The following is a 20,955-nucleotide window of genomic DNA, read 5'->3' on the forward strand; positions in this document are numbered from 1 at the left end:
GGGAGAGCCTGGCAGGATCTGAACGAGAGCCCCTACGCTCCCTCCCGAGTGCAGTAGCGTCCCGCTGATGACCCGCGAGATCACCCTCCTCGTCAACCCCACCGCAGGCCGAGGCCGCGGTGCACATGCAGCCCAACCCGCGGCCCGTGCGCTGCGCGATGCCGGATTCCCCGTACGCACCCTGGTCGGCGAGGACGGCCTCGATGCCCTGCGCAGGGCACGGGCAGCCGTGGACGGCGGTACCGAGGCGCTGATAGCGGTGGGCGGCGATGGGCTGGTATCGCTCGCGCTCCAGGCCGTCGCGGGGACCACGACCCCGCTCGGGGTGATCGCGGTGGGCACCGGCAATGACTTCGCCCGCGCGTTGGGGCTGCCAATACGTGACCCGGCACGGTCCGGCCGGTTGACCGCGCGGGCCCTGGAGCGCGGGGCGACCCAGGGGGTCGACCTGGGCCGGGTGGGGCGGAAATGGTTCGGTACGGTCCTGGCGTCGGGCTTTGACTCCCGGGTGAACGACCGGGCCAACCGGATGCGCTGGGCCGGCGGCCGGTTCACCTATGACCTGGCCATGGTGGCGGAGCTGGCGGCGCTGCGCCCCATCTCCTACCGCGTCACGCTCGACGACCGCCCTCCGCGGCGGCTGGAGGCCACCCTGATCGCCGTCGGCAATGGCCCCTCCTACGGCGGCGGCATGCGTGTCTGCGCCGGGGCCAAGCTGGACGACGGGCTCTTCGACGTGACCATCGTCGCGGACTGTACGCGTACGACCCTGCTCAGAGTGGTTCCGCGCGTCTACCGGGGAACGCATCTGAACCATCCCAAGGTCACCGTCCACCGGGCCCGCTCGGTCACCCTGGAGGCGGCCGGTGTCACCGGATACGCCGATGGCGAGCCGCTGGGCCCCCTGCCGCTGACCGCCGAGTGCGTCAGGGGCGCGGTACGGGTCCTCACCGGGGGCTAGAAGCCGTACTGGGGCGTAGCCCCACCGCCAGGAAGGCGGCCAGTGGACCGGTGGCCAGCGGGTGGGGCGCCGGGCCCGCGGCGCCCGGGCCAGATAATCCGTCGAATAACGCCGCGCTGACTGTCGTACCCGGCGGGTAGGCTCGTGAACAAGATGACCGAGGATCTCTCTCCCGCCGAGCGCTACGCCGCCGCCCGCATCCGCGCCGCTGAAGAGGCCACCGCGCTGGCCCCCTTCCGCGAGATGTACGAGTTCGATCTGGACCCCTTCCAGATCGAAGCCTGTCAGGCCCTGGAAGCGGGCAGGGGTGTGCTCGTCGCCGCGCCCACCGGCTCCGGGAAGACCATCGTCGGCGAGTTCGCCGTTCACCTCGCCCTCCAGCAGGGCCGTAAATGCTTCTACACCACGCCCATCAAGGCACTCTCCAACCAGAAGTACACCGACCTCGCCAAGCGGTACGGCGCTGACCGGGTGGGCCTGCTCACCGGTGACAACAGTGTGAATTCCGATGCCCCGGTGGTCGTGATGACCACCGAGGTCCTGCGGAACATGCTGTACGCGGGCTCGCAGGCGCTGCGTGGCCTCGGCTATGTCGTCATGGACGAGGTGCACTACCTCTCCGACCGCTTCCGGGGCGCGGTCTGGGAGGAAGTGATCATTCATCTGCCCGAATCGGTGACCCTGGTGTCGCTCTCGGCGACCGTGTCGAACGCCGAGGAGTTCGGCGACTGGCTCGACACGGTCCGTGGTGACACCGAGGTGATCGTCTCCGAACACCGTCCGGTGCCGCTGTGGCAGCACGTCATGGCCGGACGGCGGATGTACGACCTCTTCGAGGAGGAGTCCGACCACGGAGGCCGCGGTACGGCCCGACGTGAGGTCAACCCCGATCTCGTCCGCTTGGCGCGGATGGAGAACCAACGCTCGTACAACCCCCGTGACCGCCGCCGTGGAAAGATGGTCCGCGAGGCCGATCGGGAGCGCGAGCGCCGTCAGCGCAGCCGGATCTGGACCCCTGGGCGACCCGAGGTCATCGAGCGCCTTGACGCCGAGGGGCTGCTGCCCGCGATCACCTTCATCTTCAGCCGGGCCGCCTGTGAGGCCGCCGTCCAGCAGTGCCTCTACGCGGGCCTGCGGCTCAATGACGACCGCGCCCGCCTCCGGGTCCGTGAAATCGTCGAGGAGCGGACCTCCACCATCCCCACCGAGGACCTCCATGTCCTTGGCTACTACGAATGGCTCGAAGGCCTGGAACGCGGCATCGCCGCGCACCACGCCGGAATGCTGCCGACCTTCAAGGAGGTCGTGGAGGAGTTGTTCGTCCGCGGTCTGGTGAAGGCCGTGTTCGCCACCGAGACCCTTGCGCTCGGCATCAACATGCCCGCGCGCTCGGTGGTCCTGGAGAAGCTCGTCAAGTGGAACGGCGAGCAGCACGCCGACATCACCCCCGGCGAGTACACCCAGTTGACCGGCCGGGCCGGACGGCGTGGCATCGATGTCGAGGGCCATGCGGTGGTCTTGTGGCAGCGGGCGATGGACCCGACCGCGCTGGCGGGGCTCGCCGGCACCCGCACCTACCCCCTGCGCTCCAGCTTCCGCCCTTCGTACAACATGGCGGTCAATCTGGTGCAGCAGTTCGGACGGCACCGTTCGCGAGAGCTGTTGGAGACGTCCTTCGCGCAGTTCCAGGCCGACCGTTCGGTGGTGGGCATCTCCCGGCAGGTGCAGAAGAACGAAGCGGGGCTTGAGGGCTACCGCGAGGGCATGACCTGCCACCTCGGTGACTTCGAGGAGTACGCGCGGATGCGCCGTGACCTCAAGGACCGTGAGACCGAGTTGGCCAAGCAGGGCGCGGCTCAGCGGCGGGCCGCCGCGGCCGTGTCCTTGGAACGGCTGAAGCCGGGCGATGTCATTCACGTTCCGACGGGTAAGTTCGCCGGGCTCGCGCTGGTCCTCGACCCCGGCATTCCGGCCGGGAGGACCAATGGGCATCGCGGATTCGAGCACCATGACGGCCCTCGTCCGGTGGTGTTGACCGCCGAACGGCAGGTCAAGCGGTTGGCATCGATCGACTTCCCGGTACCGGTGGAGCCGCTGGACCGGATGCGGGTCCCCAAGTCGTTCAATCCGCGCTCCCCGCAGTCCCGGCGTGATCTGGCGTCGGCGCTGCGGACGAAGGCCGGCCACCTGGTGCCCGATCGCCACCGCAGGGAGCGTGCGGCGGCCGCCGACGACCGTGAGATCGCACGGCTGCGCACCGAACTGCGGGCCCACCCCTGCCACGGCTGCTCGGAGCGTGAGGACCACGCCCGTTGGGCCGAGCGCTACCACCGGTTGCAGCGGGACACCAAGCAGTTGGAGCGACGGATCGAGGGGCGTACGAACACCATCGCCCGCACCTTCGATCGCATCGTGGCCCTGCTGACGGAGATGGACTACCTACGCGAGGACGAGGTCACCGCGCACGGCAAGCGCCTCGCCCGGCTCTACGGCGAGTTGGATCTGCTGGCGAGCGAGTGCCTACGGGACGGCGTGTGGGAGGGACTGAGCCCGGCCGAGTTGGCCGCCTGTGTCTCGGCGCTGGTCTTCGAGGCTCGACAGTCGGACGACGCGGTGGCACCGAAGGTCCCCGAGGGTCCGGCGAAGGCAGCCCTGGGGGAGATGGTCCGCATCTGGGGCCGGTTGGACGCCCTGGAGGAGGATTTCAAGATCAACCAGGCGGAGGGTGTGGGCCAGCGGGAGCCGGACCTCGGATTCGCCTGGGCGGCCTATCAATGGGCGTCCGACAAGAGTCTGGACGAGGTGCTGCGGGAGGCGGAGATGCCCGCGGGCGACTTCGTTCGCTGGTCGAAGCAGGTGATTGACGTCCTCGGGCAGATTGCCGCCGCGGCACCATCGGAGGGCGGCAGCACGGTGGCGAAGAATGCCCGCAAGGCCGTGGACGCGCTGCTGAGAGGCGTGGTGGCATACAGCTCGGTGGGATGACCCCGAGAGGGGACCCCTTGGTGGCGAGGGCCGGAGCGTCGGACGGATGCTCCGGCCCTCGCCCGTTTTGGCGGCGGGCGAGCGCTGGGCGGGCTGGGTGTTTTCCGGCGGCTCCTCAGTCCAGGCCGCGCGCCCGCTCGAACCGTGCCCTGCCCTCCGCCGGGTCGACCAGCGGTTCGGGATAGTCGAGCTTGGCCCGCTCCAGGTCGCCCAGCTCTTCCGGCCGATGGATCCTCGCCCCTGGCAGATGCGCCAACTCCGGCACCCAGCGGCGCACATAGTCGCCGTGGGGGTCGAACCGTCTGGCCTGGGCCAGCGGGCTGAGCACACGATTGGGGCGGGTGTCGGTCCCGGTCCCCGCCACCCACTGCCAGTTCAACTGGTTGTTGGCGATGTCCCCGTCCACCAGCCACTCCAGGAAGTGACGCGCTCCCACCCGCCAGTCCACATAGAGCGTTTTGGCCAGGTAGCTCGCCGTCAGCAGTCTGGCCCGGTTGTGCATCCATCCCTCGTGGCGCAGTTGACGCATCCCCGCGTCCACGATCGGACAGCCGGTTCTGCCCTCCTCCCAGGCGGTGATCTCCTTCTCGTCGTCGCGCCAGCGGTCCCCTCGGGTTCGGTAGTCGACCCGGGCCGCCGACGGCCGGGCCGCGAGCACCTGATGATGGAAGTCGCGCCACACCAACTGTCGTACGAACGCCTCCGCGCCCGGTCCGCCCTTCTTGCGGGCCCGTTGGATGAGTTCGGTAGCCGAGAGGGTGCCGAAGTGGAGATGGGGTGACAGCCGGGAGGTGGCATCGCCGTGCAGATCGTCGTGCCGTTCCGCATAGGAATCAGCTCCGGCCGTGGGGTCGGCGAGCCAAGCGGTCAGCTGGAGTCTTCCGGCTCGCTCACCTCCGCTGGCCAGACCAGGGGAGACTCCGGTGACGGCGGAGCGCCGAGGCAGTGGATGGCCGGCGATTTCCGGCACGGTCACCCGTCGCGGCGCGGCCAGCGCTCGGCGGAGCCCGTTCTCGTCCCAGCGCCGGAAGTAGGGGGTGAAGACGGAGAAGTGATCCTTGCCGGCCGGTGTCACCGCGCCCGGTGGCAGCGCGGTGATCACCGCGTCGTGGGCACGGAGCTCACACCGCAGTTCCTTCAGTGCCGTGCGCAACCGGTCTTCGCGGCGCTGTGCGTAGGCGCTGACCCCCGCGGCGATATGCACCGAACGCGCACCGGTCTCGGTGACGACACGGCAGACCTGTTCGGTGACATCGCCGGTACGGACCACCAGCCGGCCGCCGCGCTCACGTAGCTGCGCGTCGAGGGAGGAAAGGCAGTCGGCGAGGAAGGCACGTCGATTGGGCACGTCGAAACCGGCCAGGCTCACCCCCGGGTCCAGCACGAACAGGGGTACCACCGTCTCGGTCTCCCGGACGGCGGCGCTGAGCGCGGGCTGGTCGTGAACCCGCAGATCAGAGGTGAACAGCAGCACGGAGACACTCATTCGCCGCCCCTCCTCGGGCGCGGCGTTCCTGGTGGACGGCTTGGTGCCCAGGGCGTCGAGTCGGTCAGCGGAAGCTCCTTGGAGTGGATGCGGACGGTTGGCCGGGTCCTGGGGGAGCCGGTGTCGCCGATGCCCCCGGAGGGCGCCGGGTGTACCCGACGCCCTCCTGCTCGATGCCGGCCCTGCGGGTGGCTGCCGGTAGGGCGCCAGGTGTATTGACCCGCAGGGTTGTCGCCGCGGGTGCTGGGGCCGCCCGCCGGTCGGCTCAGGTCGGGAAGTTCATCACCGCGAGGGGGGCGGACGTCGGTTCCGATGAGCCGCCCGCGGGTTCCACGGTGACTCCCATGCCCGAGGCGGCGTCCACCGGGCCCTTCATCAGGACGGCGTTGTTGGGCGTTGCCGGGTTCATCAAGCCGGCTGACCGCATGGTGCCGTTGTCGTTGAACCACAGTTGGTAGACCTTGCCGGCCGCTGGTTCGGGCATCCCGGAGGTGAAGAAGGCGGCCTTGTTCAGGGAGGTTGAGACGACGACCGTTCCCTTGGCGCCGCCCGGGAGGCCGCCGGCAGCGAGCTTGGCGTCCGGTGCCGAGAGCACGGCGGCAAGCTCCGCCGACTGCCGCTCGGCGCGCTGGGCGGCCTGGCGTGCGTCGTTGGCCTCCTGATGTTGCCAGAGGGACACCCCGCCAAGGCCCATTGCCGCGGCGACACAGGCGGCGAGGACGAAACGGGACAGCGCCCGGCCGCCGCTGCGGCGCTCCAGCCGAGCCCGTCCGGGTCCCGGTGGCTCCTGGCGTTCGGTCGATATCCGGCGCATCACCTGCTGCTTGAGCTCTGGCGGCGGCACCATCGCCACCACCAGACTCAGCTTCCCCGCGGTGGCGGCCAGTTCCCGCACCTCTTGATCGCAGGAGGGGCATTCCATGAGGTGGTGCTCGAATTCGACGCGCTCTTCCGGTCCCAGCGCATGCAGCACATAGGCGCCGGTCAAGGTGTGGAGGTCGGCGGTGGTCATACGGTCACCCCCAGGCAGTCACGCAACCGGATCAGTCCGTCGCGCAGTCGTGTTTTGACCGTGCCCAAGGGCACCGCGAGCAGTTCGGCGACCTCGCTGTAGGCGAGTCCCCGGTAGTAGGCGAGGGTGACGGACTGCCGCTGGAGCTCGGTCAGACCACCGAGGCAGCGCCGTACCTGTTCTCGTTCGAGGCTTGCTTCCACCTGCTCGGTGACCTCGTCGTACTCGGGAGTCCGATCGAGCAGCGCGGCCCGCTGCTCCCGGTCGGACGCGGCTTGGGCCGAGCGAACCCGGTCGACCGCCCGCCGATGGGCGAGTGTGAGTATCCAGGTCATGGCGGAACCCCGGGACGGCTGGTAGCGGGCAGCGGTGCGCCAGACCTCCATCAGCACCTCCTGGGTCACCTCCTCCGACTGGGCGGGATCGCGCAGTACGGCTCGCACCAGCCCGAGCACTGGACCGCACACCGCGTCGTAGACCCGTGAGAAGGCCTCGTGGTCCCCGCGGGCGACCAGGCCGATCAGCTCTTGCAGATCCGGTTGGGCTGGGGCCGGACGGCCGGCGAATACGGGTTCTTTCACGCGGTATTTCCTCCAGTGAGCGATCTGTCGTGCGACAGTCTTCACCAGACATTCGTGGCTGTGGCGTCAGTGGATTGGTCTGGGTGCGCGGATCGTCGCAGAGGTATCGCACCCGGCCGGTCGAGATCGCGCCCGTCACCGGGTGGGGAATTCACCCGATGGGGTGGTGTCGTCTGGGGCGGGCGCTTCCCATGGGAGCGGAAGACGGCCTTGGGGGCGCTGCCTGCGCAGCACCCCCGAAGGATCGCCGGCTCCTTGCCTCGGCGGGTCTACTGGATAGCCTCTTGAGGCACGGTGGGGTGCTTGTCCTTGGTCGCGCGGGCCATTCCCAGGGCCCGGAGCAGCAGGAAGACGGGGAAGGCGAACGGCGAGAGCAGGATCGTCAGAACGAGCAGGGGGCTCATCACCAGCGGGTGGATTCCCCACTTCCGGGACTCCAGGAACATCCACTGCCCGATCAGCAGGTCCCAGGCGATGATCTGTGCCCAGAGGGCCCCGGCGCCGTCCGCGACCTCCACCAGGTCCTGGAGCTTGGGCACGCTTGGCCCGCTCACCAGGGTCCACAGCTCGGGCAGCACGGGAATCGCGAGCGCGGTGTAGACGATGAGGATCGGCACCACGGTCAGTGGTGAGGCCGCGACGCGCGCGGTGGGGCGCCAGTTCGGCGCCAGGATCATCAGCAGCCAGACGGGGACCGCCAGCAGGAATGAGAGATCGAAGAGGAAGTCGGTCATACCGGCAGCTCCGTTGTCGTGCGGCTCTGGTCGCCTGGTACCGGCTGGTCGGGGGGTGTCGCCCCACCGCGGAGGGAGGCATAGGTCGCCGCGGCGCAGCCCGCGACGATGACGGCCGCGGCGGTGAGGGTCGCACCGTCGGGGTGGATCAGCGACTGCCCCCGCAGCGCCTGCCAGGTGACGAGCGCGAGGACCGCCACGTACGCCCCGGACGCCGTCAGCACCAGCCGCACCCGAACGCGCTCGTCGCCGAGCCGGGGGAAGCGGGCCGCGAGGAGCAGCAGGGCGAGCAGCACCAGCGGCAGTATCTGGAGAGCGTGCATGCCCACGAAGTGCGGTATGCGCAGATCGCCACCGGTCGTGGACCAGCCGGTCAGCGGCATGGAGGCGCCGCCGTCCGCCACGCCGACACTATGGGCTCCCACGGAGGTCGCCGCGGGGTCCTTCCGCTGGTCGGCGGTGGGCATGGTCATCAGAAATCCGAGCCCCGCGCCGATCAGCGCGATCACCGAGCCCCCGCGCAGCGCCCAGGTGGACGCGCGGTCCTCGATTCGGGAGCGGAACAGCAGGACCGCGATGGTCACCGCCGCCGTCCAGAGGATGACGATCGTGAGCGCCATGATTCTGTAGAGCAGGGTGTCGAGGTCCGTCTCGCTGTTGAAGTGGCTTCGCTTGCCGCGGATGACCTGTCCGGTGATGATCACCATCTCGATGGCTCCGGTCGCGGCGACCGTGCTCCCCGCCCACCGGCCCACCCGTTGGCCACGGGTGATGAGGGAGAGCATCCACGCCAACGACACCGCGTAGAGCAGAAAGGAAATCGAGAACTTAAAGGGTTTGAACCAGATGGTCGAGCCCACCAGCATGCGGTCGTCGATCAGCATTCCCACCGCGGAGACGACTGTCATGACGGCCATCGACCCGGCGAAGATCATGAGTGGTCGGTGCCATGAGCGCCAGGAAGGCATAGGAGTACCCCCGTCATAGTATGGATAGCGGCACTGTCCACTATCCGTAATCGTCACTATCTATGATGGTCAGCGGCAATGGCAAGGGCGAAGAGGTGAACGAGCCGTGCGCATCGGCGAGTTGAGTCGTAGGACTGGGGTTCCAGTGCCGACGATCAAGTACTACGTACGCGAAGGGCTGCTGCCGGCCGGGCAGTTGACCAGCCCCAATCAGGCGGCCTACGGCGAAGCGCACGAGCGGCGGCTGCGGCTGATCCGTGCGCTGCTCGATGTCGGGGGGCTCAAGGTCGCCGCCATCGCGGAGGTGCTCGCCGCGGTCGATGACCCGGCCAAGTCGATACACAAGGTGCTCGGAGTGGCATCGGATCTGCTGGTGCCGCGCTACCCCGCCGCAGAGCCGGACGAAGCGCTGCTGGCCGCGCGTGAGCAGGTGGACGAACTGGTCACCCAGCGGGGTTGGCAGGACGTACACGACTGTCCGGCCAAGGAGTCACTGGCCATGGCCCTGGCCACCCTGCGGCGCGTTGGCCATGAAGACTTCGTCCAGGTGCTGGACGTCTATGCCGAAGCGGCCGAGGAGGTCGCACGCGCCGACCTGGAGGCCGTCGCGGCCAGGTCGGCCAGGTCGGCCCTGGACGGTGTGGTGGAGAGCGTCATAGTGGGAACCGTGGTCGGGGAGGCGATGTTCTCGGCGCTACGGCACCTCGCCCATGTGGACCGTTCCTCCCGGATGTACGGCGAGGCGGCGTCCCACGGGCAGGCCGCGGCGGGTGGCGATGGGGAGATCACTCGGTAGTCCGCGGCGGCATGAGGGGGTGCGGGGTCTCTCCGGCGCCGGGCGGGGACGGGGTTCCCTCCCCTGTCATCGCCCGGGGATTCGTGAAAGCCGGCGGCATCCCGGGCATTCCTCATCACGGCCGTCGGGCTTCTTCTCCAGCGTCGGGCCGGCCGTTGAAGCACTGCTGCCTTCAGCGTCCGTGGGGTCCAGGCCCCCCACCCCGCCGGTGAGCGGAGTGCCCTCCGCTCCGGCGGTCTCGCTGGCTGTGTCAGCTCGCGCGCTGCCGAGCGGCACCGGCCGACCGGCGGATCGGGGTGGTGCGCCCCGACGAGAAGACCCCCCAGCCGTCCGGCCGAGGGGTCATGGCGTCGGGTGGGTCGCGCCGTTAAGCCGACCGCTCCTGCTCGCGTTCCACCTGCTCGTTCCACTCGCGCTTCACCGCGCGCCACGCCTCGTCGTTCTTGCCGTAGCGCCAGTACCCCGAGATCGACAACCGCTCACGCGGCACCTGGCGTTCCAGGCGCAGATGGCGCCGCAGCTCCTTCACGAAAGCGGCCTCGCCGTGGACGAAGGCGCACACCTCGCCCTCGGGGAAGTCCAGCCCGGTCACCGCCGACACCAGGGCCTCGCCGACCGGGCGGCCCCCGCGGTGCAGCCACTGGATCTCGACGCCGTCCGGGGTGATGAGCTTCTGCTCCTCCTCCGCGTTCTCCACCTCGACGAACGCGTGGACCAGGGCGCCCTCGGGCATCCGCTCCAGCGCCGAGGCGATCGCGGGGAGCGCGCTCTCGTCGCCGACCAGAAGATGCCAGTCCGCCCCTGCCCTCGGGGCGTAGTCACCGCTCGGGCCCAGGATGCGCAGCACATCGCCGGGCGCTGCCGCCGCGGCCCACGGCCCGGCGAGCCCCTGATCGCCGTGCACCACGAAGTCAATGGTCATTTCGCCCTGGGCGGCGTCCCAGGCGCGGACCGTATAGGTGCGGTTCGGGGGCCACTGGTCGCGTGGGAACTCCTTGCGGATGCGCACCAGATCGAACGGCTCCGGATAGGTGATGCCCTCGGCAGGGAACACCAGCTTCACATAGCTGTCCGTGAACCCCTCCGTAGCGAAGCCGGCCAGACCCTCCCCACCGAAGACCACCCGGATCATATGGGGGGTGAGACGCTCGGTATGGACCACACGGGCTTCGTAAATATCCCTTGGTGCAGTACGGGCCGGTTGTTCCGCCACGGTGGTCTCCCTGAACTCGCGCAGTGCTTAGGCTTACCTAAGTTAACACCTGGCTCAGGAAACCACAGCTCATGCGAGCGGGGTACATCACCTTTGAAGGGTGGTCAGGAGGCGTTGGAGCGGGTTGCCCAGGCCCCAGCGCGCCGAGAGGGCCTCCAGCGCCGCCGGATCGCGGGGCCCGGAAGGCAGCGCGGGTTCGAACGCCGGTAGGGAGATGTCCGAGGCCACCCGCACGACGGTCGGTGCGACCGCGACGTAGTCCCTGGCCTCATCGAGCCGTTTGCGCTGTGCGGGAGTCAGCTTGGCGGTCGGGTCGTCCACGGCCGCCATCACTCCGGCCAGATCGCCGAACGCGTCCAGCAGTTTGGTCGCCGTCTTCTCGCCGATCCCGGGCACTCCCGGCAGTCCATCGCTGGGATCACCGCGCAACACCGCCATCTCGGCGTACCCCTGGCCGTCCACCCCGTACTTCTCGCGCAGCCAGCTCTCATCCGTGATCTGGAGCATGCCGACGCCCTTCAGTGGATACAGCACCCGGCGGGCACGGGCGTCGTCCACCAGTTGGAAGAGGTCTCGGTCGCCGGTGACGATGTCGACCGGCCCGCTGGCGCGGGCGGTGAGTGTGCCGATGACGTCGTCGGCTTCGTACCCGTCGGCGCCGACCCTGGCGATACCGAGGGCGTCCAGCACGTCGGCGATCACGGGGACCTGGGGAGCCAGGGTGTCCGGTGTCTCCTCCTCGTCCGGACCGAGTTCGGTCTCGACCGCGACGCGGTGCGCCTTGTACGAGGGGATCAGATCGACCCGCCACTGCGGTCGCCAGTCGTTGTCCCAGCAGGCGACCAGATCGTCCGGATGGTGGTCCTGGACCAGCCGGGTGATGAATTCAAGCAGTCCGCGCACCGCGTTCACCGGTGTGCCGTCGGGTGCCCGGACGGAGTCGGGAACTCCGAAGTAGGCGCGGAAGTACAGGGAAGCGGTGTCGAGGAGCATCAGGCGTCGCGTCACACCCCGATGATGCCGCAGCCCACTGACACCGAACGGCAACGACCGACCGGGCGCGCACCCGACACCTCGGGTTCGCGACGGCCGACCCGGGGCATCCGGGGCCGCGAGAGGGCCGTCAGGGGTCGCGCGGAGTCACACAGGAACCCCAGAGAGGTGCAATCGACTAGCCCAAAGTGGGCAAAGGTGACGTGGGTCACTCTTTTGTTTGTTTTCGCAGGCCAGGGGCAGGCGTGCCCCTTGAGCCGCTCCCGGTTGCAGTTTCAGCAGCAACACCAGTAACAACCGCAACGGGGAGTGAGCGGGCGGAACCCGCCGGGCTCATCTGCGATCCACCAGGAGGGGCTGGTTGATCGTTTCGTTCCAACGGCGTGAGGTGTATGTGTCCAGGCTCCAGTCCGAGCACTTGTACAAGGTGTTCGGCAGACGACCCGACGAAGCGGTACGCAGGCTCGAAGAAGGCGCTGACCGTGCCGAACTTCGCTCCGACGGCACGACGGCTGCCGTGATCGACGCCTCGTTCACGGTCGAGCCTGGCCAGACGTTCGTCGTCATGGGCCTCTCGGGGTCCGGCAAGTCCACCCTGCTGCGGATGCTCAACGGGCTGCTCGCCCCGACCGCCGGCCGCGTTCTCTTCGATGGCCAGGACCTGACCGCCCTGAGCCCCCGCGAGCTGCGCGCCGTACGCTCCACCAAGATCAGTATGGTCTTTCAGCACTTCGCCCTCTTCCCCCACCGCAGCGTGCTCGACAACGCCGGATACGGCCTTGAGGTGCAGGGCGTGTCCGCGCCCGAGCGCAGACGGCGCGCGACGGAGGCCCTGGAGCTGGTCGGCCTCGCCGGTTGGGAGGACTCCTGGCCCGATGAGCTCTCCGGCGGAATGCAGCAGCGGGTCGGGCTGGCCCGAGCGCTCGCCACTGACGCTGATCTCCTGCTGATGGACGAGTCCTTCAGCGCGCTCGACCCGCTGATCCGCCGCGATATGCAGGATCAGCTCCTTGAGCTTCAGAAGACGCTCAAGAAGACCATTGTCTTCATCACCCACGACCTCAACGAGGCCATGCGGCTCGGCGACCAGATCGCCGTGATGCGGGACGGCAGAATCGTTCAGCTCGGCACGGCGGAGGACATTCTCGTCACCCCCGCCGATGACTATGTCGCCTCCTTCACCCAGGACGTGGATCGATCCAGGGTGCTGACCGCCGGCGCGATCATGGCGGACGCCGACAGCGCGTACGGAATGGTGACGGACAGCGGCCGGAAGCTGACCTGCGCCAAGGACGTGCTCGCCGCCGCGCCGATCACGGTCATGGCCGATGCCCCGATCGTCGGACTCTTCACCCCCTGCTCGGCCACCGACGCGCCCGTCGCCGTCGTCGACGACTCCGGTGAGCTCACCGGAGTCGTCCCGCGCTCCCGGCTGCTCGCCGTCCTGGGTGAGCCCATGGGCTCACCGGAACCGGCCGCGAAGACGGCTTCCCTCTCCACCCCGGACGCGGACCTGGACGCCAGGGAGGTAGCCCGTGCCTAGGCTCCCCCTCGGTGATGTGGTCGATCGGGGTGTCGACTGGCTCCAGTTCCACCTCTCCTGGCTGTTCGACGCGATCAGTTCCTTTGTCACCGGCATGTACGACGGCATCGACGCGGCCCTCTCCGCGCCCGAGCCGCTGCTCTTCGCCGGTGTCCTGGCCGTACTGGCCTGGTGGCTGCGCGGACTGCTCGCCGGTGTTCTCGCCTTCGCGGGCTTCGCGCTGGTGGACTCCATCGAACTCTGGGACGAGGCCATGTCGACGCTGTCGCTGGTGCTCGTCGCCACCGTCGTCACCCTGGCCATCGCCGTACCGCTCGGCATCTGGGCCTCGCGCTCCAAGACGGTCAGCGCGATCATCCGGCCGGTGCTGGACTTCATGCAGACCATGCCGGCCATGGTCTATCTGATCCCGGGCATCATCTTCTTCGGGGTCGGGGTGGTTCCCGGCATCATCGCCACGATCGTCTTCGCCCTGCCGCCCGGTGTGCGGATGACCGAGCTCGGTATCCGCCAGGTCGACAAGGAACTGGTGGAGGCCGCCGAGGCGTTCGGCACCACCCCGAAGGACACCCTCATCCGCGTACAGCTTCCGCTGGCGCTGCCCACGATCATGGCCGGGGTCAACCAGGTCATCATGCTCGGACTGTCCATGGTGGTCATCGCCGGCATGGTCGGCGGGGGCGGGCTCGGTGGAGCGGTCTACCGGGCGATCGGCAATGTCGACATCGGCCTCGGCTTCGAGGCGGGCGTCTCCATCGTCATCCTCGCCATGTACCTCGACCGGATCACCGGTGAACTCGGCCGTCAGGTCTCCCCACTCGGTCGACGTGCGATCGCCCGGGCCAAGGAGGCCGCCGGTGGCCCCTCGCTCTGGAACTACCGGCCGCAGCCCGTGGTCGCCCTCGTCGGTGTGGTGATCCTCGCGCTGGTCGCCGGCGGTATGGGCGTCTTCGGCGGCGCGGGCAAGGCGGACGAAGAGCGTGCTGGTGGGATCGGCAAGGGCCGTGAGGTGACCATCGGCTACATCCCCTGGGACGAGGGCATCGCCTCCACCTTCCTCTGGAAGGAGGTGCTGGAGCGGCGCGGCTTCGCGGTCGAGACCCAACAACTGGAGGCCGGCGCCCTCTACACCGGGCTCGCCGGCGGTCAGATCGACTTCCAGACCGATGCCTGGCTGCCGATCACCCATGCCACGTACTGGAAGAAGTACGCGAGCGAACTGGAAGACCTCGGCCCCTGGTACGGCCCCACATCGCTGGAGCTCTCCGTTCCCTCGTACGTCAAGGGCGTCGACTCGCTCGACGACCTCAAGGGCCAGTCGGCGAGGTTCGAGGGGCGCGTCATCGGCATCGAGCCGAGCGCCGGGATGATGGGACTCCTGAAGGACAAGGTCCTCAAGGAGTACGGCCTCACCGGCGAGTACAAGGTCATCGACGGCTCCACCCCCGGCATGCTCGCCGAACTGAAGCGCGCGTACCAGAAGAAGGAACCCGTGCTGACGACCCTCTGGTCGCCGCACTGGGCCTACAGCACCTATGACCTGAAGAAGCTGAAGGACCCGAAGAACGCCTGGGGCAAGGGCGATGGAGTGCACACCGTCGCACGCAAGGGGTTCTCGGCGGACCAGCCCGAGATCGCCCAGTGGCTCAAGGACTTCCGGCTCACCGAGAAGCAGCTCACGGATCTTGAGGCGGAGATCCAGCAGGCGGGCAAGGGCGAGGAACAGGACGCAGTCCGCACCTGGCTGAGTGAGAATCCGCAGGTTGAGAAGGCCATGGCACCGCAGTAGCCGTCCTGGGCGGTACGGCACCGGATGACACGGTGTGAGGGGGTGGTCCCGTTGGGTCAACGGGTGCCACCCCTTCCCGCTGAGTGCGCCAGGCACCCGTCCAGCGCCCGCTGGATACCTGGCCTGTGCACCGTATACGCGCGACCGGGGCCGGAAGCTGCGTATGGTGAGACAGGACCAGGAAGGGGAGCTGGGCGGATGGACGCAAAGGACGGCAAGGACCCGAAGGAGAGCGAACCGCTTCGGGTGGGTGCCGCTGTGCGCAGGCGCCGGCGCACCCTGGAGCTCACCCTTGCCGTGGTCGCCGAGCGCAGCGGTCTCTCCGTGCCCTTCCTCAGCCAGATCGAGAACGAACGGGCCCGTCCGAGCACCCGCTCGCTCCAGTTGGTCGCCGACGCCCTGGAAACCACCGTGGGACGGCTGATGGCCGCATCCGACGCGGCCAGGACCGTCGCCGTCGTACGGGCCCGGACCACCCCCGTCGACGAAGCGGAACCAATCGTCCCGCGCGAGGGCGGTGGAATCCGGCGGCTGGTGCACGGACGGCATCAGTTGGAGGCCCTGGAGTTCACCGGGGAACGCGACACCGACGGTGAGTTCCAGCACCGCAACGACGAGATCATGTATGTCGCCGACGGTGCGGTGGAGGTGGAGGCCGAGGGCCGGGCCTACCGGCTGGGCAGCGGCGACGCGCTCTTTCTGTCCGGCGGGGTGCGCCATCGTTGGCGCGCCACCCTCCCGGAGACCCGGATCCTGGTGGTCACCGTCGCCGAGCACCTTGACACGCCGGAGCGCTAGCGGTGCCGCGGGTCCTCTCGCTGGTCCCCTCGCTCACCGAGGCGGTGGCCCGCACCGCGCCCGGGCTGCTGGTGGGAGCGACCGACTGGTGCACCCACCCGGCGGACCTGGATGTGCCGCGCGTCGGAGGCACCAAGAACCCCGATGTGACGGCCGTGATCCGGCTGGCGCCCGATCTGGTGATCGCCAACGAGGAGGAGAACCGCCAACCCGATCTTGACGCACTGCGCGCGGCCGGCCTCCGGGTGCTCCTCACCGAGGTGCGCGACCTTGAGCAGGCGTTTCGTGAACTGGAACGAGTGCTGGTGGACGGCTGTGGCCTTGATCGGCCGCACTGGCTGGATCAGGCCGTCGAGGCCTGGTCGGGAGCGATGCCGGCCAGTGGATCGCAGGTGCCCGCGGTCGTGCCGATCTGGCGGCGGCCCTGGATGGTGCTCGGACAAGACACCTTCGCCGGCGATCTGCTCCAACGGCTCGGCGTACGCAATGTGTACGCCGACCACGCCGACCGATATCCGCGGGTGCCGCTCGACGAACTGCGCACCAGTGGGGCGCGGCTGGTGGTGCTGCCCGATGAGCCCTACCGCTTCAGCGCGGCCGACGGGCCGGAGGCCTTCCCCCAACTGCCCGCCGCACTGGTCAGCGGGCGCCATCTCACCTGGTACGGGCCGTCGTTGGTGACGGCGCCCGCGGTGCTGGGCGCGGCGCTGCGAGCAGCCCTTCGCTGACCAGCCCGCGCACCGTGCGGACACCGGTCACCACCCAGGCGGTGCCGAGCAGGGCGTAGAGCCCATGGGCCAGTACGGTCAGCGCTGTCAGACCCGTACGGTCCCCGAGGGCGGCAGCGCCCGTCACACAGGTGCCGACCGGGAAGGTGAAGGCCCACCAGCCCAGGGTGAAGGGCATCCCCCGGCGTAGCGCTCGTACCGTCATGGCCCCGGCGAGCGCCAACCACAGCAGCGCGAAACCCATCACCGCAACGCCGTAGACCAGGGCGAACACACTGAATCCGGTGCCGTACGGCACCGGGAGCACGGTCCGGGACGCCTCGGCCATGGCATCGGTGGCCGTCGTTGACTGTCCGAGCGGGCCAAGGACCAGGAAGAGCGCGGGGGTGAGGGCGAGCGGAAGCGGACCGCGGTGGATGAGTCGGGCGAGGAGCAGGGGCAGGACGGCCAGTGTGGCCAGCAGGCTCGCCCCGAACATCGCACAGCTCCCCAGCAGTACCGCGGTCCGCCACTCACCGGTGGGCAGATGCGGTATCAGCAGTGGACAGGACGCCGCGGCCACCATCGGCGCGACCACGGGCAGCAGCCAGACGGGGGACGCGGTACCGGGGTCTACGCGGTGGCGCACCACCATCAGATAGGGGATCGCGGTGGCCGCTCCCACGGCGGTCAGGGTGCCCACCGCCAGCAGCAGGAAGCCGGTGATGACCGCGGCCCCGGTGCCCAGCAGCGCGGGACCCAGCGTCAGCGCGCCGGAGCCGACGGCCAGCAGCGCCATCGGCGCACAGCCGTAGAAGGGTGCGATGGCGGGGTCCAGCAGATGGGCCCTGGCCTGGTCGCGGTGGTGGCGCCAGTGCAGGGCGCGGGCGGTGACCACGAGGGCCAGCAGTACGGCCGATACCGCCCACACCGCGGTGAACACCGTACGCAGAGCGGGGACGCCGAGCGCGGCTCCCGCGTTGCCCACGATGGCGGTGCCCATGACCGGTGCGTACCAGTTGGGTGCGAAGTGACGCAGCGGTGCGAGCCGCGGTGGTGCGGTGTCCGGTATGCGCAGGTGGACGGCAGTGGCCATGGTGTCACTGTGCGGCCGGTTGGTCCGACTCACCAGGGATCTTCTGGTTATGACCTCATAAGCTGGACTGATGAGCGATGACCGTGCGGAGCGGGGGCCACTGGCCCATCGGGTGCCCGACCTGGGCGCCCTGGAGCTACTCCTCGCTGTCGCCAGGCACGGCAGCCTGGGCCGGGCGGCCCGCGAGATGGGGATCACCCAGCCCGCCGCGAGCAGCCGCATCCGTTCGATGGAACGACAACTGGGGCTGGCCCTGGTCGATCGTTCACCGCGTGGCTCACAGCTCACCGAGGCGGGTGCGCTGGTCACGGACTGGGCGCGGCGGGTGGTGGAGGCGGCGGAGGTGTTCGACGCCGGGGCGCAGGCACTCAAGGGACGCCGGGACTCCCGGCTTCGGGTCGCCGCCTCGATGACGATCGCCGAGTATCTGCTGCCCAGATGGCTGATCGCGCTGCGCACCCAGCGACCGGACACCGCGGTCTCGCTCCTGGCGGGGAACTCGGCGATGGTCGCCGAACGACTCCTCGCCGGCGATGCGGAACTGGGGTTCGTGGAGGGGCTGGCCGTTCCGGACGGCCTGGACGGAGCGGTCATCGGACATGACCGGCTGGTGGTGACGGTGGCCCCCGGGCATGAGTGGGCCCGCCAACGGGAGCCGCTGACCGCCGCCGAGCTGGCCGCGGCACCGTTGATCCTGAGGGAGCGGGGGAGCGGTACGCGCCAGGTGCTGGACTCCGCCCTCGCCCAGTGCGGTGGCCCGGCGGAGCCACTGCTGGAGCTCGCCTCCACCACGGCGGTGAAGGCGGCGGCGATCAGTGGTGCGGGGCCGGTGGTGATGAGCGAGCTGGCGGTGACGGAGGAGCTCGCCGCGCGTCGATTGATCCGGGTGCGGGTGGAGGGGGTGGAACTGCGGCGGGCGCTGCGGGCGGTCTGGCGGCGCTCACAGCGCCCGACCGGCCCGGCGCGGGACCTGCTGGGGCTGACGAAGGGGTGAGCCGGGAGGACCGCCCAGGCCGGTTCCCCCCGCGCGGCAGCGGTGCCGACCACGCCTGCGCGGTGGCGCCCCCTGAAGCGTCCGCGACTACACCGGTGAGGCCACCTCGACCAGTGCCCGCATCACCCGGGTGTCCTCACCCATCTCCGGATGCCACTGCACTCCCAGCACCCAGCTCTCGCCCGCCGTGCCTGGCGTCGCCCGCTCCACCGCCTCCACCGTGCCGTCCTCGGCATGAGCGCCGGCCATCAGCGAGGGTGTCAGTCGATCCACTGCCTGGTGGTGATAGGTCGGTACCTCGGTCGCCTCCGGGACGATCGAGGCGTAGAGCGTGTTCGGCACCGGTTTCACCAGATGGCTGCCGAACACTCCCTCTGCTTCGATATGGCCGTCCAGGTGCTGGAGCAGGGTGCCGCCCAGGGCGACATTGAGCAGCTGCATCCCCCGGCAGATCCCCAACACCGGCTTGCCCGCCGCCAAGGCCGCTGTGACCAGGGCCAGTTCCCAGTGGTCCCGATCATGGGCGGGCGGTCCCGTGCGCGGGTGCGGCGAGGCGCCGTACCGCTCGGGGGCCACATCGGCGCCACCCGCGATGACCAGGCCGTCCAGCCTGGCCACGACCGCTGTGGCAGCGGTGGCCGCGGTATCGGGCGGCAGCATGACCGCCACCCCACCGGCCCGCTGAACGAGGGCCGGATACGTCGCTGGCAGCAGTGCGGCGGGCATCTCCCAGACGCCCCAAGCCGCGGGACTGACATAGGTGGTGATGCCGATGAGGGGGTGGGACACCTGACTCGCTTTCATTTGAGCTCGGCCTCGGCCGCCGCCAGGGCGGCGAATTCCTCTTCCGGGGCCCTGGCCACCAACCGGAACTGACTGTAGGCGGCGAAATAGATGAGCGCGACGGCATAGACGCCCAACGCGATAAACGCCGCGGACTTGTCCACCAGGAAGGTCGCCACCAGCGCGGAGAGCGCGAGCACAAAGGCGACGGAAGAAGTCAGCAGCCCACCCGGGGTGCGGTAGGGACGGGGCAGCGACGGCTCTCGGCGGCGCAGCACGATGTGCGAGAGCGCCATCAGGGCATAGCTGATGGTCGCGCCGAAGACCGCGATGTTCAGCATGCGCGCGCCGTTCCCGGTGGACGCCGCGAGGGCGAACCCGATGGCCCCCGGGATCAGCAATCCCAGATAGGGGGACTTGCGCCGGCTGGTGAGGGAGAGGAAGCGGGGCAGATAGCCGGCACGGGAGAGGGCGAAGAGCTGACGGGAGCCCGCGTAGATCAGGGAGAAGAAGGAGGCAACCAGACCGGCCAGGCCCGCATAGTTCACAAACCGGCTGAGCGCCGTCGGATCGCCATTGCCCTGAAGTGCTACCACCAGGGGGTTTCCGGCCTCCTGGATGGCTGCCGAACCGCGCGCTCCGGTGGCCGCGAAGAAGGTGAGGATGGCCAGCAGCACCAGGATCACCAGGGAGATCGCCAAGGCCTTGGGCAGGGACCGCACCGGATCCTTGGCCTCTTCCGCGGCCAGGGGCACGCCTTCGACGCCCAGAAAGAACCACATGCCGAAGGGGAAGGCGGCCCAGATGCCCAGGAGTCCGAACGGCAGCCAGGAGTTGGCGCCGAACGCATCGGTGTCGACAGGGATGTCATCGAGGTGCCCCGCGTGGAAATCGGTGAACGCCCCCAGCGCGAAGATGAGCAGCGCGGCCACCGCGATGGCCGTGACCACCAGGCTGAAACGCAGCGCCTCGCCCACGCCCCACAGATGGATACCGATGAAGACGGCGAAGCAGGCGAGATAGACGGGCCAGCCCGATTCCAGGCCGAACAGGCCGAGTGATTCCACATAGTCGCCGATGAAGATGGAGATCGCGGCGGGGGCGAGGATGTACTCGATCAGAATGGCCGTGCCGGTGAGGAAGCCGCCCCAGGTGCCGAGTGCCCGGCGGGCGAAGCCATAACCACCGCCCGCCGTGGGCAGGATCGCCGACAGTTCCGCGAGGGTGAAGACCAGACAGGCGTACATCACGCCCATGAGGAGGGTGGCGATGGCTAGTCCGCCGAAACCGCCCTTGGACAGTCCGATGTTCCACCCGGAGAAGTCACCCGAGACGACATACGCCACCCCGAGTCCGGTGAGCAGCAACCAGCCCGCGCTGCCCCGGCGAAGGGTGCGTCGGCGCAGATAGCCGTCATCGGGGTGGGCGTCGACCGGGGAGGGGGTGGGTTGAGTGGTGCCTTCGGCCATGGGTCACTCCTGGCGTTCAAAGGTTTGTGCAGACACCTTTGCGGTAG

At 69.2% G+C, this 20,955-nt stretch carries 18 protein-coding genes; 8 read left to right on the forward strand and 10 right to left on the reverse strand.

The genetic code is table 11. The features are described from left to right. Positions 1-67: 67 nt before the first annotated feature. Both NBG84_RS19145 and NBG84_RS19150 read left to right on the forward strand, forming a co-directional pair. Entirely contained in the window at positions 68-961 is an 894-nt protein-coding gene (locus tag NBG84_RS19145) for a diacylglycerol kinase (protein ID WP_250920717.1), read from the forward strand. Between the two features lie 153 nt (positions 962-1,114). Then, complete coding sequence (locus tag NBG84_RS19150) at positions 1,115-3,946, forward strand: DEAD/DEAH box helicase (protein WP_250920718.1); 2,832 nt, start codon at positions 1,115-1,117, stop codon at positions 3,944-3,946. Positions 3,947-4,061: 115 nt separating this feature from the next. Here NBG84_RS19150 and NBG84_RS19155 read toward each other — a convergent pair whose 3' ends face one another. From NBG84_RS19155 to NBG84_RS19175, 5 genes are all read right to left on the reverse strand, one after another. Next, complete coding sequence (locus NBG84_RS19155; RefSeq protein ID WP_250920719.1) at positions 4,062-5,432, reverse strand: cryptochrome/photolyase family protein; 1,371 nt, start codon at positions 5,430-5,432, stop codon at positions 4,062-4,064. A gap of 265 nt (positions 5,433-5,697) precedes the next feature. Further along, positions 5,698-6,444 (reverse strand): anti-sigma factor, encoded by a 747-nt coding sequence (locus NBG84_RS19160; protein ID WP_250920720.1) that lies wholly within the window; start codon positions 6,442-6,444, stop codon positions 5,698-5,700. After that, the gene (locus tag NBG84_RS19165) at positions 6,441-7,025 is read right to left on the reverse strand and encodes a sigma-70 family RNA polymerase sigma factor (RefSeq protein ID WP_250920721.1); all 585 of its coding nucleotides are present in this window, start codon (positions 7,023-7,025) and stop codon (positions 6,441-6,443) included. Before NBG84_RS19165 ends, NBG84_RS19160 begins: the two co-directional genes overlap by 4 nt. Positions 7,026-7,294: 269 nt before the next feature. Continuing rightward, positions 7,295-7,759 carry an ABA4-like family protein gene (locus NBG84_RS19170; RefSeq protein WP_250920722.1) on the reverse strand — a complete coding sequence of 155 codons (465 nt, stop codon included), beginning with the start codon at positions 7,757-7,759 and terminating at the stop codon, positions 7,295-7,297. Next, a complete protein-coding gene (locus NBG84_RS19175) occupies positions 7,756-8,694 on the reverse strand; it encodes a hypothetical protein (protein ID WP_250920723.1) in 939 nt (312 codons plus the stop codon). Before NBG84_RS19175 ends, NBG84_RS19170 begins: the two co-directional genes overlap by 4 nt. A gap of 139 nt (positions 8,695-8,833) precedes the next feature. Here NBG84_RS19175 and NBG84_RS19180 point away from each other — a divergent pair, with 139 nt between their 5' ends. Further along, positions 8,834-9,523 (forward strand): MerR family transcriptional regulator, encoded by a 690-nt coding sequence (locus tag NBG84_RS19180; RefSeq protein WP_250920724.1) that lies wholly within the window; start codon positions 8,834-8,836, stop codon positions 9,521-9,523. A gap of 367 nt (positions 9,524-9,890) precedes the next feature. Here the strand turns inward: NBG84_RS19180 and NBG84_RS19185 are convergent, their stop codons facing one another. Together NBG84_RS19185 and NBG84_RS19190 are read right to left on the reverse strand one after the other, a co-directional pair. Further along, positions 9,891-10,736, reverse strand: coding sequence for a siderophore-interacting protein (locus NBG84_RS19185; protein WP_250920725.1), 846 nt, complete (start codon positions 10,734-10,736; stop codon positions 9,891-9,893). An 87-nt stretch (positions 10,737-10,823) separates the two neighbouring features. After that, positions 10,824-11,729, reverse strand: a complete 906-nt coding sequence (locus NBG84_RS19190) for a 5'-3' exonuclease (protein WP_250920803.1) — start codon at positions 11,727-11,729, stop codon at positions 10,824-10,826. Between the two features lie 394 nt (positions 11,730-12,123). Here NBG84_RS19190 and NBG84_RS19195 point away from each other — a divergent pair, with 394 nt between their 5' ends. The 4 genes from NBG84_RS19195 (at position 12,124) to NBG84_RS19210 (ending at position 16,587) form a co-directional block, all read left to right on the forward strand. After that, the gene (locus NBG84_RS19195; protein ID WP_250920804.1) at positions 12,124-13,272 is read left to right on the forward strand and encodes a quaternary amine ABC transporter ATP-binding protein; all 1,149 of its coding nucleotides are present in this window, start codon (positions 12,124-12,126) and stop codon (positions 13,270-13,272) included. Continuing rightward, complete coding sequence (locus NBG84_RS19200) at positions 13,265-15,061, forward strand: ABC transporter permease/substrate binding protein (protein WP_250920726.1); 1,797 nt, start codon at positions 13,265-13,267, stop codon at positions 15,059-15,061. Before NBG84_RS19195 ends, NBG84_RS19200 begins: the two co-directional genes overlap by 8 nt. Positions 15,062-15,259: 198 nt before the next feature. Next, on the forward strand, positions 15,260-15,859 hold the full coding sequence (locus tag NBG84_RS19205; RefSeq protein ID WP_250920727.1) for a helix-turn-helix domain-containing protein: 600 nt from the start codon (positions 15,260-15,262) through the stop codon (positions 15,857-15,859). A gap of 2 nt (positions 15,860-15,861) precedes the next feature. Then, entirely contained in the window at positions 15,862-16,587 is a 726-nt protein-coding gene (locus tag NBG84_RS19210; protein ID WP_250920728.1) for a helical backbone metal receptor, read from the forward strand. Here NBG84_RS19210 and NBG84_RS19215 read toward each other — a convergent pair. Then, positions 16,514-17,662 carry a TDT family transporter gene (locus tag NBG84_RS19215; RefSeq protein ID WP_250920729.1) on the reverse strand — a complete coding sequence of 383 codons (1,149 nt, stop codon included), beginning with the start codon at positions 17,660-17,662 and terminating at the stop codon, positions 16,514-16,516. The two genes, NBG84_RS19210 and NBG84_RS19215, sit on opposite strands and share 74 nt — an antisense overlap. A 70-nt stretch (positions 17,663-17,732) precedes the next feature. Between NBG84_RS19215 and NBG84_RS19220 the strand changes: the two genes are divergently transcribed. Then, on the forward strand, positions 17,733-18,656 hold the full coding sequence (locus NBG84_RS19220; protein WP_250920730.1) for a LysR family transcriptional regulator: 924 nt from the start codon (positions 17,733-17,735) through the stop codon (positions 18,654-18,656). 87 nt (positions 18,657-18,743) lie between these two features. Here the strand turns inward: NBG84_RS19220 and NBG84_RS19225 are convergent, their stop codons facing one another. After that, entirely contained in the window at positions 18,744-19,445 is a 702-nt protein-coding gene (locus NBG84_RS19225) for a gamma-glutamyl-gamma-aminobutyrate hydrolase family protein (RefSeq protein WP_250920731.1), read from the reverse strand. 11 nt (positions 19,446-19,456) lie between these two features. Continuing rightward, a complete protein-coding gene (gene eat / locus NBG84_RS19230; protein WP_250920732.1) occupies positions 19,457-20,908 on the reverse strand; it encodes an ethanolamine permease in 1,452 nt (483 codons plus the stop codon). Positions 20,909-20,955 lie beyond the last annotated feature (47 nt).

This window comes from Streptomyces albipurpureus, assembly GCF_023701525.1.
Taxonomy (GTDB): domain Bacteria; phylum Actinomycetota; class Actinomycetes; order Streptomycetales; family Streptomycetaceae; genus Streptomyces; species Streptomyces albipurpureus.

Bases quoted from the DNA above. Each gene is read 5' to 3' on its own strand.
- NBG84_RS19150 (WP_250920718.1), top strand. From the start codon at position 1,115: ATGACCGAGGATCTCTCTCCCGCCGAGCGCTACGCCGCCGCCCGCATC.
- NBG84_RS19205 (WP_250920727.1), top strand. From the start codon at position 15,260: ATGGACGCAAAGGACGGCAAGGACCCGAAGGAGAGCGAACCGCTTCGG.
- NBG84_RS19170 (WP_250920722.1), bottom strand. From the start codon at position 7,759: ATGACCGACTTCCTCTTCGATCTCTCATTCCTGCTGGCGGTCCCCGTC.
- eat (WP_250920732.1), bottom strand. From the start codon at position 20,908: ATGGCCGAAGGCACCACTCAACCCACCCCCTCCCCGGTCGACGCCCAC.
- NBG84_RS19215 (WP_250920729.1), bottom strand. From the start codon at position 17,662: ATGGCCACTGCCGTCCACCTGCGCATACCGGACACCGCACCACCGCGG.
- NBG84_RS19190 (WP_250920803.1), bottom strand. From the start codon at position 11,729: ATGCTCCTCGACACCGCTTCCCTGTACTTCCGCGCCTACTTCGGAGTT.
- NBG84_RS19160 (WP_250920720.1), bottom strand. From the start codon at position 6,444: ATGACCACCGCCGACCTCCACACCTTGACCGGCGCCTATGTGCTGCAT.
- NBG84_RS19155 (WP_250920719.1), bottom strand. From the start codon at position 5,432: ATGAGTGTCTCCGTGCTGCTGTTCACCTCTGATCTGCGGGTTCACGAC.
- NBG84_RS19220 (WP_250920730.1), top strand. From the start codon at position 17,733: ATGAGCGATGACCGTGCGGAGCGGGGGCCACTGGCCCATCGGGTGCCC.
- NBG84_RS19175 (WP_250920723.1), bottom strand. From the start codon at position 8,694: ATGATCTTCGCCGGGTCGATGGCCGTCATGACAGTCGTCTCCGCGGTG.
- NBG84_RS19145 (WP_250920717.1), top strand. From the start codon at position 68: ATGACCCGCGAGATCACCCTCCTCGTCAACCCCACCGCAGGCCGAGGC.